Raw genomic sequence first — 12438 nt, forward strand, 5'->3', positions numbered from 1 at the left:
GATCCGCGCCTCCATCAAACCAGCCTCCGCCCGTCGTCTTCGATCAGCGATCCCATCTCGCGCTCCATATCGGCCAGGATCATGTCGTTGTGCGCCTTGCCGGAGGGGATCATGGGCAGGCAGTTCTCGTCCTTGGCCACGCGGCAGTCGAAGATCACCGGGCAGGGCGTGTCGATCATCTCGATGATCTTGGCGTCCAACTCGGCGGGCGTCTCGGCGCGCAGGCCCACCGCGCCGTAGGCCTCCGCCAGTCTCACGAAGTCGGGCAGGGCGGAGGCGTAGGAGTGGCTGTAGCGCTCGCCGTGCAGCAGCTGCTGCCACTGGCGCACCATGCCCATCCACTCGTTGTTCAGGATGAAGACCTTGATCGGCAGCTCGTACTGAACCGCGGTGGAGATCTCCTGCATGGTCATCTGCACGCTGGCCTCGCCGGCGATGTCGATGACCAGCGCGCCCGGGTGCGCCGCCTGTATCCCCACCGCCGCGGGCAGGCCGTAGCCCATGGTGCCCAGGCCGCCTGAGGTCATCCAGCGGTTGGGCTGGTGGAAGTGGAAGAACTGCGCCGCCCACATCTGGTGCTGGCCGACTTCGGTGGAGATGTAGACGTCGCGTCCGGACGCCTCGGCGCCGCGGGTCAGCGCATAGAGGCGCTCCACCGCGTACTGCGGCTTGATCACGGTGTCCGACGGCGCATAGGCGAACCCCTTGCGCGCGCGCCAGGCGTCGATCTGCGCCCACCAGGGCGACAGGTCGGCGGCCGGGCGGCCGGCCCAGGCGTCCAGCATCTGGCCCAGCACCTCGCCTGCATCGCCCAAGACCGCGACGTCGGCGTGCACGATCTTGCCGATGGAGGAGGGATCGATGTCGATGTGGATCTTCTTGGAGCCGGGTGAGAAGGCGTCCAGCTTGCCCGTCACCCGGTCGTCGAAGCGTGCGCCCACGCACACCATCACGTCGCAGTCGTGCATGGCGTGGTTGGCCTCGTACGATCCGTGCATGCCGAGCATGCCGAGCCACTGCGCTCCTTCGGCCGGGAAGGCGCCGAGCCCCATCAGGGTGGCGGTGACCGGCGCCCCCGTCGCCTCGGCGAAGGCCCTCAGCCGCGCGCTCGCCGCCGGCCCCGAATTGATCACCCCGCCCCCGACATAGAGGATCGGCCGCCGCGCCGCGGCGACCATCTCCACGGCTTCGTGCACCCGGGCGGGGTCACCTCGGCGGCGGGGCGCATAGGCGTGGGCGAAGCGCACCTCGCCGGGCGACGCGTAGGGGGCGGTGGCGAACTGTACGTCCTTGGGGATGTCGATCAGCACCGGGCCGGGGCGCCCGGAGGTGGCGATGTGGAAGGCCTCGTGGATCGCGCGGGCCAAGTCCTTCACGTCCTTGACCAGCACGTTGTGCTTGGTGGCCGAGCGGGTGATGCCGACGGTGTCGCACTCCTGGAAGGCGTCCGAGCCGATCAGGTGGGTGGGCACCTGCCCGGTGATCACCACCAGCGGGATGGAATCCATCAGGGCGTCCACGATGGGGGTCACCGCATTAGTGGCGCCAGGGCCAGAGGTGACCAGCACCACGCCGGGCTGGCCGGTGGAGCGGGCGTAGCCCTCGGCCGCGTGGCCGGCCCCCTGCTCGTGGCGCACCAGGATGTGCTTCAGCCGCGGCTCGTGGAACAAGGCGTCGTAGATCGGCAGCACCGCGCCGCCCGGATAGCCGAACAGGGTGTCCACCCCTTGGTCGACCAGGGCGCGCACGACGATCTCCGCCCCGGTGAGGGTCTCAGCGTACGTGGCGGCTGGGCTGATCGTCTGGTGGGCCGTCATTTTCGGGCCTTCGGGGCTGGGTTCAAGGCATTAAAAAAGGCCCCGGAGGGCCTTGGGTGAGCGACCGCGCTCGCATGACCTGTCAGGTCACGCGCTCAGGGCCGCTCCGGTAATTACGAGGAGATGACGCACGTTTGTTGCTCCGCAGCGACAGATTTCGACCTAGCGTAGCGGCGGATGGCGGTCAAGCGGCGCTGAGGGGCAATGATCTTGCCTGGGCTGGTGTGAGCTGGTCAGGGCGTTCCCCACAAGCGGACAGAGGTGATCTCCGCTATGGGTGGTCAGCGGACGGGAGGTGGAGGAGGCGGGCCCGGCTCAACGATGCAGCTCGGCGGCCAGCATGGCCCCTTCATCTCATCCTTGTCCGAGTTACTAAGTCGCATCTGGATGTGGATAAACTTCACTTTGCCGCTGTGCGTCTCGCGAAAGCTGTTGCTTGCGGTTAGGTTCCTCATCAGCTTCGCGCCGGCTTCGCGATAGCCTTGATCCGAAGGATCATCGGTAATGACGCAGCCTGTGAGTTTGCCAGTAGAGGCAAAGTCCTGGCATTTGGCATCTATGATCCCATACAGACCCGACTTGAAGAGCACGACCCTCGCTATCAGAGTAGGGCTGAGCTTCTGCGCCCACTCAATTTCTATCCAAGGTGGGTTGCCGCTTTCAAAGAATGCTGTGGCGTCTGTGATGGTGGCCTGAGGTCCGAGCGGGCTTCCCGAGACGTAGGCGTCCGGCATTGTAGATCGTGCAGCGCCGAGCAGAAGTGCAAACAGTAGGATCATTGGCTTCGCCCGTTGCAATGCAACCGACCCTGCGCGCGTGAGCCGGTGCTGAAGCTACTGTGTAAGATGCAGGTCAAGGATGCGCGCATCGCTCTCTGAGACCCGTACAACAAGGCCGCCCCCGACTCGACCTTTCGGCGTGGGACGTTTGATCGTCCAGACGCCGCCACTTAGTTCGGCGCTGTAGGTTGCTTGCCAATCCGCTTCGGAGCTGGTTGCGCGACCCAGCGGGAAGAGCGAACCCCAAACGGCGTAGGCGATGCTGATTGCAGCTTGCCTGTCGCGCACCAATCCACCTGGTGGGGGTGAAAAGGTCTCTTGCGCACGAGCAAGGTCAGTGGCGAGAAGCGATGCTCCTAAGCAGGCAGCGATGGCAAGCCGCTTCATACGGTAATGACGCGCAGCCTGAGGCTACCTGTCAAGAGTCCGCAGCGGGTCGTTCTCCGCCGCGCCCTCCATGTCCGACAGGCTACTCAACGCCTCTGGCGAGCGCCTACCGCCTCAACTGCCCCACATCCCGCACCGCACCCTTCGAGGCGCTGGTGGTGAGGGCGGCGTAGGCCTGCAGCGCGGGGGAGACGTGGCGGTCGCGGGTCGCGGGAGCCCAGGCCTTCGGACCGCGCGCGACCATCGCGGCGCGGCGGGCGTCCAGCTCGGCCTGGACAACCGCCAGCGTCAGGCTGCGCGCGGGGATGTCGATCTCGATGCGGTCGCCGTCCTGCACCAGCGCGATCAGGCCGCCCTCCGCCGCTTCGGGTGAGACGTGGCCGATGGAGAGCCCGCTGGTGCCGCCGGAAAAGCGCCCGTCGGTGATCAGGGCGCAGGCCTTCCCTAGGCCCTTCGACTTCAGGTAGCTGGTGGGGTAGAGCATCTCCTGCATGCCCGGGCCGCCCTTCGGCCCTTCGTAGCGGATCACCACCACCTCCCCGGCCTTCACCTCGCCGGTGAGGATGCCGCTGACCGCGTCGTCCTGGCTCTCATAGACGCGCGCCGGGCCTGAGAATACCAGGCAGCTCTCGTCCACCCCCGCCGTCTTCACGATGCAGCCGTCCGGGGCCAGATCACCGGTCAGGACCGCCAAGCCGCCGTCTTGCGAGAAGGCGTGCTCGGCGTCGCGGACCACGCCTTCCGTTCGGTCCAGGTCCAGCTCGGCGTAGCGGCGCGACTGCGAGAAGGCGGTCTGGGTCGGCACGCCGCCAGGGGCCGCGCGGTAGAAGTCGCGCACCGTCTCGCTGTTGGTCTGCGCCACGTCCCAGCGGGCCAGTGCCTGGGCCAACGTCGGCGAATGCACGGTCGGCAGGTCGGCGTTCAGCAGGCCCGCCCGGTCCAGCTCCCCCAGGATGGCGTAGACGCCGCCGGCGCGGTGCACGTCCTCCATGTGCACGTCGGCCTTGGCGGGGGCGACCTTGGACAGGCACGGCGTGTGGCGCGACAGCCGGTCTATGTCGGCCATCGTGAAGGCCACCTCGCCCTCGTGGGCGGCGGCCAGCAGGTGCAACACGGTGTTGGTGGAGCCGCCCATGGCGATGTCCAGCCGCATGGCGTTCTCGAAGGCGCCGAAGCTCGCCACCGAGCGCGGCAGCACGCTGGCGTCGTCCTGCTCGTACCACTGGCGCGCCATGTCCACGATCAGTCGCCCGGCCTCCAGGAACAGCCGCTCGCGGTCCTTGTGGGTGGCGAGGGTGGAGCCGTTGCCGGGCAGCGACAGGCCCAGCGCCTCGGTCAGGCAGTTCATCGAGTTGGCGGTGAACATGCCGGAGCACGAGCCGCAGGTGGGGCAGGCCGAGCGCTCCATCACCGCCACCTCGGCGTCGCTGACCGCCTCGTCGGCGGCCACGATCATGGCGTCGATCAGGTCGACGGCGCGGGTCTCGCCCTTCCAGACCACCTTGCCGGCCTCCATGGGGCCACCAGAGACGAAGACGGCCGGGATGTTCAGCCGCAGCGCCGCCATCAGCATGCCCGGCGTGATCTTGTCGCAATTGGAGATACAGACCAGCGCGTCGGCGCAGTGGGCCTGGACCATGTACTCTACGCTGTCGGCGATCAGCTCGCGGGACGGAAGGCTGTACAGCATCCCGGCGTGGCCCATGGCGATGCCATCGTCCACGGCGATGGTGTTGAACTCCTTGGCCACGCCGCCCGCCCGCTCGATCTCGCGCGCCACCAGCTGGCCCATGTCCTTCAGGTGCACGTGGCCGGGGACGAACTGGGTGAAGCTGTTGGCCACCGCGACGATCGGCTTGCCGAAGTCGCTGTCCTTCATCCCCGTGGCGCGCCACAGGCCCCGCGCGCCCGCCATGTTGCGGCCGTGGGTGGTGGTACGGGAGCGATAGGGGGGCACGAGGCGCCTCCTTTGCGGAAGCATTTGGCTTTAGCCCCGCCGCCGGGCGCGGTCAAAGCAAGACCCTTGCGGGTTCAGCTCTCCACCGCCTCCGGAGCGATGGCGTAGGTGCGCGAGCAGTACCCGCAGGTGACATGGATGGCGCCGTCCGGCTCGGTCATCTCCGCCAGGTCCTTCTCCGGCAGGGCGTGCAGCATGGCCATCACCCGCTCCTCGGAACAGCGGCAGTGGGCGCGAAGCGGGCGGGGCTCGAACATCCGCACCCCGTCCTCGTGGAACAGGCGGTAGAGCAGGGTCTCCGGCGCCACCTGCGGGTCGATCAGCTCGTCCTCGCCCAACGTCTCGAACAGGGCCTGGGCGCGATCCCAGGCGTCATCGGTGGCGCCTCGCGCCTCGTCGCCAGCGATGTTCTGCAGGATCATGCCGCCGGCGCGCCAGCTGTGGCCGCTCGCGTCCTGCAGCTCGCCCACGGCCAGGCGCACCCGGGTGGGCGTCTGCTCGGACTGGGCGAAGTAGGTCTCCGCGCAGAGCGCCAGGGTCTCGCCTTCGATGGGCGTGATCCCCTGGTAGCGCTCGTTGGCGTCCGTAGGATCGATGGTCATGATGAACACGCCGTCGCCCAGCAGGCTCTTGGCCCCGGGGCGCACGAAGCCGGCGGACACCTGCGTCACCCGCTCGGCGTCGAAGCTGCAATAGCCGCGCAGGCCGCCCGAGGTGTCGTAGTCCGCTACCACATAGGCCACCGCTCCATCGCCCTGGGCCTGGACGATCAGCCGGCCCTCGAACTTGAGGCTGGCGCCCACCAGCGCAGCCAGGGCGCAGGTCTCTCCCAGGAGTTCCGCCACGGGCTCGGGATAGTGGTGGCGCTTCAGGATCTCGTCGACCACGGGACCAAGCCGCACCATGCGGCCGCGGGCGGGCTGGTGCTCGATCTGGAAGGCGGCCACCAGGTCGTCGGCGGGACGAGGCGCGGTCGAGGACAAGGCGGCGTCGGTCAAGGGCAAGTCTCCGCGGGGCGAGCGGGTCGCTGGTCGAGAGCGCCGGCCGGGCGCGGGAATTGGGGTCAGGACGGAGATGGGAATGCGCCCTGCGGTTTGCGAGCCGCGGCGAGGAGCCCTCTGTTGACGCCGCCGGCCTGGAGGGTAAGGCTGATAGTCGAAAGATCAGGGGAAAGCCGGACATGGCCTTGGTGAGTGAATTCCGCGCCTTCATCGCGCGCGGCAATGTCGTAGACCTTGCGGTCGGCGTGATCATCGGCGCGGCGTTCGGCAAGATCGTCACCAGCCTGGTCGACAACATGATCATGCCGCCCATCGGCCTGCTTCTCGGCCAGGTGGACTTCTCCCAGCTGAAGGTGGTGCTGAAGGCCGCCGACCCGGCCGCCAGGCATGCGGAGGTGGCGCTGGGCTACGGCGTCTTCATCAACGCCATCGTGCAGTTCCTGATCATCGCGGCGGCCGTCTTCCTGATCGTCAAGGCGGTCAGCAAGGTCCAGCGCAAGGAGGAGGCCGCACCGGTCGATCCGATCCCCACCACCAGCGAGAAGCTGCTGATGGAGATCAGGGACTCCCTGCAGCGGCGAGTATAGCGGGTGACATCACCCGCTGCGGCGGGCGACCTGCGCGCGGTGTCCTACTCGGCCGACTACGTCTTCGTGCGCAAGCCGCGCCTGTTTGCGGAAGGTGAGCGAACCTTCTGAGCGGTTTGCCCGTTCTCACGCCGGCTCCCCTGAAGGTGCGGCATGTCCATCAAACTGCGGCGCGACTATCTCTCCGCCCCCCTCTACCAGTGGGCCAAGGGCGTCATGCCCGCCCTGTCCGAGACCGAGCGCGACGCCATCGAGGCGGGCGACGTCTGGTGGGACGCGGAGCTGTTCACCGGAGACCCGGACTGGAAGAAGCTGCTCGACACCCCGCCCGCGCGGCTGAGCGAGGAGGAGCAGGCCTTCCTCGACGGCCCCGTGGACGAGCTCTGCGCCATGCTCGACGAGTGGAAGATCGTCTGGGAGCTCGGCGACCTGCCGCCGCAAGCCTGGGAATTCATGAAGAGCCGGCGCTTCTTCGGCATGATCCTGCCCAAGCAGTACGGCGGGCTGGGCTTCTCGAACTACGGCCATGCGGAGGTGGTGAAGCGGCTCTCCACCCGCTCGGTGACCGCCGCGGTCACCGCCATGGTGCCCAATAGCCTGGGCCCGGGCGAGCTGATGATGCGCTTCGGCACGCAGGACCAGCGCGACTACTGGCTGCCGCGCCTGGCGGACGGGCGCGAGATCCCTGCCTTCGGCCTGACCAGCCCCGAAGCCGGTTCCGACGCCGCCGCCATGATCGACCACGGCCTGGTCTGCCATGGCGAGTGGCGCGGAGAGCGTGTGCTCGGGATGAGGCTGAACTGGCACAAGCGCTACATCACGCTGGGTCCGGTCTGCACCGTGCTGGGCTTGGCGTTCAAGCTGCAGGACCCCGACCACCTGCTGGGGGAGCGCGAGCACCTGGGCATCACCTGCGCCCTGGTCCCGACCGACACGCCGGGCGTGGAGATCGGGCGGCGGCATCTGCCGGCCATGCAGATGTTCCAGAACGGGCCGAACTTCGGGCGCGACGTGTTCGTGCCGCTGGACAACGTCATCGGCGGCCCGGAGCGGGTGGGGCAGGGCTGGCGCATGCTGATGACCGCGCTGGCCGCCGGGCGCGGCATCTCGCTCCCGGCCCAGTCGGGCGCGGCCACGGCGATGACGGCGCTGACCACCGGCGCCTACGCCCGCATCCGCCAGCAGTTCGGCACCCCTATCGGCAAGTTCGAGGGCATCCAGGAGCGGCTCGCCCGCCTGGCCGGCAACGCCTACGTGGTGGACGCCGCGCGCCGGCTGACCTGCGCAGGCCTGGACGCCGGCCACCACCCCTCCGTGATCTCCGGCCTGATGAAGCTGCACGCCACCGAGACCATGCGAGTCTCGGTCACCGACTCCATGGACGTGCACGGCGGCAAGACCATCATCGACGGCCCAAGCAATTATCTCGGTCCGACCTACCGCTCGGTGCCGGTGGCGATCACGGTGGAGGGGGCCAACATCCTCACCCGGTCGCTGATGGTGTTCGGCCAGGGCGCCATCCGCGCCCATCCCTACATGCTGAAGGAAATCCTGGCGCTTGGAGACGCCAACCGGGCGCGCGGTCTGGACCAGTTCGACAAGGTGTTCTGGGAGCATGTTGCGCACACCATGCGCACCCTGCTCCACGCCACCTCGCGCAGCTGGACGGGCGCGGCTTTCGCCCCCTCGCCGGACGCGGGCGCGGCGCGCAAGCATTACCGTAAGCTCGGCCGCTACGCCGCCGCCTTCGCCTTGACCAGCGACATGGCCTTGCTGACGCTTGGCGGCGCGCTGAAGCGGCGGGAGCTGCTGTCGGCTCGCCTGGGCGACATCCTGTCGGAAATGTATTTCCTGTCCGCCGCGTTGAAGCGCTGGGATGACGAGGGGCGGCAGGAGGCCGACCTTCCTGTGCTCGACTACGTGATGATCGCCGGCTCGGCCCGGATCGAAGCCAGCTTCGACGAGGTGTTCGCCAACCTGCCGAACAGGCTGGCGGGATCGTTGCTCCGCTTCGCCATCCTGCCCCTCGGCCCCCGGGTGCGCGGCCCGTCCGACCAGTTGATCCGCACCTGCGCCGACATCCTGCTGGAGCCGAACCCAACCCGCGACCGTCTGGTGGACAACGTCTATGTGGGCGGCGGCGAGGGCGCCATCGCCAAGCTGCTGCACGCCTTCCAGCTCACCGTGGAGACCCAGCCCATCCACGACCGCCTGCGCAAGGCCAAGATCAAGTCGTGGAAGGTCGGGCGCGAGCGCGGCCTGGTCACCGACGAGGAGGCCGCGCGGCTGGAGGCGGCCGACAAGGCGGTGGGCGAGGTCATCGACGTGGACGACTTCTCGCCCGAGGAGCTGACCCGGCACCGCGCGGTGGAAGAGGCGCCGACGCGGACGTCGCCGGAAGAGGCGGGCGCGCAGACCCGGGGATCGAACCCTGAGCCGCCAGCGTCGAAAAAGGGCGCCGGGGCCTCGCCCGCGCGCCAGCCGGAGCCGGCGGAGTAAGACGCAATCCGCAACTGACGCCCGTCATCGGCCTGGTGCATGGCCTGACCAACCCGATCTCCGAGCTCGACCCCGGGAAACTGAACGAGGCCTTCGCACTCCCGGTGCTGGGCTGCGTCGCCGCCTGGGCCGACAAGGATTACAGCGAGCGCGTGCTGGGCTTCGAAGGAGTGGCTGGCGAGATCGACATGGCGTGGATGAACGTGGATGGCGGTGCGGTCAGCCTCGGCCACCCGGTCGGAGCCAGCGGCGACCGTATCGTGCTCCATGCCATGACCGCCCCGAAGCGATTGAAGCTGAAGTGGGCCATAGCCACCGAGTGTATTGGCGGCGGCCAGGGCGGCGCCATGCTGGTCGAGCGGGTGTGAGCGCGATGGCCGGGCCTAATCCATTTGGGCCTCGACTTCGCCGTGACGGTCGTGGATACGCTGAAGCGCGACCTCGGCTGGGAGTTGGCCGATCCGCCGGACTGGCTGCGCCGGAAAGTCCACGACGGCCAGCTCGGCCGCAAGACCGGGCAGGAGTTCTACATCTGGACCGACGGCAAGGCCGTCAAGGCCAAGGACGTGGACGCGCCAGACCCGGGTGTGGCCAGCCCGCCTTATCCTTCCCATGCTCAACACTTTCGAGACCCATCTCCGCGAAGGCGTGGCGACCGATGAGGACGTGATCGACGCGGCCCTGTTTTTCGGTTTCGGCTTCGCACCGTTCCGCGGCGGGCCGCTGCACTTCGTCCACGCCTTCGGCTCGGCCAAAATCCGCGGTCGGCTCGTCTCACTGGCCGGAAGCCATGGCGAGCGCTTCACCTCCGATCCGGCATGGGCCGCTATGGCGGCCAAGGTCGGCTGACGCCTCACCCGCCTAGTCCGACCGGGACGGCTCGTTGCAATGCTTCCTATTGACCACCGCCCGACCGCTCCAGCGTCCAGCCCCTACTCGTCATTCCGCCCTGGACGTTGCACTTACTTCAGACGCCTCGACCGCCGCCGCCGCTCGCCGAGCGCTCTGCCGGCTTGCGCCAACGCTCCGACCCGAGTCCATCAAGAGGGTTGCACGCGCCAACCGAAGCGGATATTCCCGCGCCTCCCTGCCAAGTCAACGCGCCCGTAGCTCAGCTGGATAGAGCATCAGACTACGAATCTGAGGGTCGGACGTTCGAATCGTTCCGGGCGCGCCAATTTCCTTTTTGCGAACAAGAGATTACCTGCGGCGCTCTTCCGGCATCAAGCCAGCGTAACATTTTACTCCGGGGTTTGCCCAGGTCTGACACGAGGTCGTGCCACTCCACGTCCAGGTTTTCCAGCGTGAAGGAGCGAGGGTGGCGTATTCGAGCGCGCCCTTCCCGTCAGACAGGTTGCGGGATCGTCCGTCTACAGCGTGCGGCATTCTGCGTCGTCGAACACCGAGGAGAACTTACGCGGGGTCGAGCGGCGACCGCTGCGGGATGAACAATGATGTGCTGCTGTGTAGCGCGACGATCTGGATGAGAAGCCAGCGGCGATCAGGATGAGAACGCCGTCGATGAAGGTGGCGATGTTTGTCGTGGCGCGACAGTCTGAGCAAGGGTGATTGTCGCGCCGCGGCGATCAGGTGGAGGACTTGAGTGTCGCGCGGCCGGGCGGGCGTCCTGGTCCTCTGACGCGCTCGAAGGCTGAGCGTCGCCGGTAGCTGTCCACGTTCATCTCGAAGATGGTGGCGTGATGGACCAAGCGATCGACCGCGGCGAGCGTCATAGCCTGGTCGGGGAAGATCCGCCCCCAGTCAGCAAAGGGCTGATTTGCTGTGATGAGGAGCGACCGTCGCTCGTAGCGGGCGCTGATCAACTCGAACAGGACGCTGGTCTCGGCCTGATCCTTGCTGGCGTAGGCGAGGTCATCCAGGATCAGCAGGTGGTACTTGTCGAGCTTGGCGACTGCGCTCTCGAGCGCGAGGTCTCGCCGGGCGGCCTGGAGCTTCTGGACCAAGTCCGTGGTGCGGGTGAACAGCACGCGCCAGCCGTTCTCCACCAGGGCCAGGCCGATGGCGGCCGCCAGGTGGGTCTTGCCGCCGCCCGGGCCGCCGAACAGCAGCAGGTTGGCGCCCTTCTCCAGCCAAGCGTCGCGGGCGGCGAGCGCCATCGCCTGGGCCTTGCTCACCATGGGCGTGGCGGTAAAGTCGAAGGTAGCCAGCGTTTTGCCCGGCGGCAGGCGCGCTTCGTCCAGATGCCGCTCGATGCGGCGGCGGCCGCGCTCGACGATCTCGTGCTCCACGAGCGCGGCGAGGAAGCGGGCGGCGGGCCAGCCCTCCTTGTCGGCGCGCGCGGCCAACTCCGGCCAGGCGAGCTTGATCGCTGGCAGGCGCGGGTCGCTCAGCACCAGGCCCATTCAGCGCCCGCCAGCTGCGGATGCGCCGCTCCAGCGTGCGGCGGACGCCGGCGCCCATGTTCGGATGGCGGCGCAGCACCTCCTCGAAGATCGCCACCGGGCACAGTCCCGGCGCTGCCTTCAGCATCGGCAGGATCTCCTCTTCCCAGACCCCGACCAGGGGATTGGGTCGTCGCCGCTCACGGGTTTTGCGCGTCTCGGCGGGGGGTCGTGAATCAGCCTCGATCCGGTAGGCGGCCACGGTGCTGAAGCCGGCCTTCGCCGCGGCGACAGCGGGACCGTGGGTGGAGCGGAGCGACATGTAGAGCCTCATCTGGCGGTCGGTGATGTGTCAACCCGGCACGCGACTCGCCCCCCCTGCTTGGGGACTCATCAGAGCCTAACCACCTCCACCGACCGAGCCAGACGCCCAGAGGCGACCGCTGATCGTGTCGCTGCGCCTCCGGCCGCCCTCCGGCCGCCCTACGTCACAGCGACACGATCCATTCTCATCCTGATTGTCGCGCTGTTCTCATCCTGATCGCCGCACATGCAGGCGTCGGTAGCCGAACCGCCGCCGCTCCTGCGCCAGTGATCTCAGCCGCTCGCGCAGCTCCGTGTCAGGCGCCTTGATCGCCTGGTAGCGCACGCTCGTTCGGTGCACGCCCAGGACCCGGCACGCCCGCCGCTCGCTCATCTCGTAGGTGGACTGCAGGTGCGCTGCAGCCTGCCGATGCGCGGCGGGCGTCACCACTTCTTTCCCAGGAGGTCCTTCGGGGCCACGTTGTCCAACATGGCGTCCGCCAGCAGCCGGTTGGCTTCGCCGGCCTTCGGCGCAGCTTGGCGTTTTCATCCTCCAGCGCCTTCAACCGCTTGGCTTCAGACACTTCCATGCCGCCGAACTTAGACTTCCACTTGTAGAAGGTCGGCGAGCTGAGCCCGTGTTTTCTGCACAGGTCCGCCACCGCCACGCCCGCCTGCTGCTCGCGCAAGATCGCGATGATCTGTTCTTCTGTGAACCTCGACCGCTTCATCCGTCCGTCCCTTCGCTGGGCCGGACTCTACGTTC

General features: G+C 67.9%; 10 protein-coding genes, 1 tRNA gene and 2 pseudogenes. 6 read left to right on the plus strand and 7 right to left on the minus strand.

Features of this window, described 5'->3' with window-relative positions:
- Positions 1-14: 14 nt before the first annotated feature.
- The 4 genes from HUV06_RS10270 to HUV06_RS10285 form a co-directional block, all read right to left on the minus strand.
- On the minus strand, positions 15-1817 hold the full coding sequence (locus tag HUV06_RS10270; RefSeq protein ID WP_174301181.1) for an acetolactate synthase 3 large subunit: 1803 nt from the start codon (positions 1815-1817) through the stop codon (positions 15-17).
- A 281-nt stretch (positions 1818-2098) separates the two neighbouring features.
- A complete protein-coding gene (locus HUV06_RS10275; protein WP_174301182.1) occupies positions 2099-2551 on the minus strand; it encodes a hypothetical protein in 453 nt (150 codons plus the stop codon).
- 538 nt (positions 2552-3089) lie between these two features.
- Positions 3090-4940 (minus strand): dihydroxy-acid dehydratase, encoded by a 1851-nt coding sequence (gene ilvD / locus HUV06_RS10280; protein WP_174301183.1) that lies wholly within the window; start codon positions 4938-4940, stop codon positions 3090-3092.
- A gap of 74 nt (positions 4941-5014) precedes the next feature.
- Entirely contained in the window at positions 5015-5938 is a 924-nt protein-coding gene (locus HUV06_RS10285; protein WP_174301184.1) for an Hsp33 family molecular chaperone, read from the minus strand.
- A 182-nt stretch (positions 5939-6120) separates the two neighbouring features.
- On the opposite strand from HUV06_RS10285, the gene mscL reads away from it, so the two are divergent.
- The 6 genes from mscL (at position 6121) to HUV06_RS10315 (ending at position 10204) form a co-directional block, all read left to right on the plus strand.
- Positions 6121-6528: a large-conductance mechanosensitive channel protein MscL gene (gene mscL / locus HUV06_RS10290; RefSeq protein ID WP_254601036.1), complete on the plus strand. Its 408-nt coding sequence runs from the start codon at positions 6121-6123 to the stop codon at positions 6526-6528.
- Positions 6529-6681: 153 nt separating this feature from the next.
- Positions 6682-9027, plus strand: coding sequence for an acyl-CoA dehydrogenase (locus HUV06_RS10295; RefSeq protein ID WP_174301185.1), 2346 nt, complete (start codon positions 6682-6684; stop codon positions 9025-9027).
- A gap of 35 nt (positions 9028-9062) precedes the next feature.
- The gene (locus tag HUV06_RS10300; protein WP_217433775.1) at positions 9063-9395 is read left to right on the plus strand and encodes a hypothetical protein; all 333 of its coding nucleotides are present in this window, start codon (positions 9063-9065) and stop codon (positions 9393-9395) included.
- A gap of 24 nt (positions 9396-9419) precedes the next feature.
- Complete coding sequence (locus tag HUV06_RS10305; RefSeq protein WP_256430059.1) at positions 9420-9689, plus strand: 3-hydroxyacyl-CoA dehydrogenase family protein; 270 nt, start codon at positions 9420-9422, stop codon at positions 9687-9689.
- Between the two features lie 4 nt (positions 9690-9693).
- A complete protein-coding gene (locus HUV06_RS10310) occupies positions 9694-9876 on the plus strand; it encodes a hypothetical protein (protein WP_174301187.1) in 183 nt (60 codons plus the stop codon).
- Positions 9877-10127: 251 nt separating this feature from the next.
- A tRNA-Arg gene (locus tag HUV06_RS10315) sits at positions 10128-10204 on the plus strand.
- 409 nt (positions 10205-10613) lie between these two features.
- Here the strand turns inward: HUV06_RS10315 and istB are convergent.
- The 3 genes and pseudogenes from istB to HUV06_RS10325 all read right to left on the minus strand — a co-directional run.
- Positions 10614-11390 carry an IS21-like element helper ATPase IstB gene (gene istB, locus HUV06_RS10320; protein WP_174301188.1) on the minus strand — a complete coding sequence of 259 codons (777 nt, stop codon included), beginning with the start codon at positions 11388-11390 and terminating at the stop codon, positions 10614-10616.
- Positions 11374-11718 (minus strand): annotated as a pseudogene (locus HUV06_RS16305) (IS21 family transposase); the annotation flags it as partial. The pseudogene HUV06_RS16305 and the gene istB, both read right to left, overlap by 17 nt.
- A 186-nt stretch (positions 11719-11904) precedes the next feature.
- Positions 11905-12403, minus strand: a pseudogene (locus tag HUV06_RS10325) (transposase); the annotation flags it as partial.
- Positions 12404-12438: the final 35 nt, after the last annotated feature.

It is taken from the genome of Caulobacter sp. S45, assembly GCF_903642205.1.
Lineage (GTDB): Bacteria > Pseudomonadota > Alphaproteobacteria > Caulobacterales > Caulobacteraceae > CAHJWH01.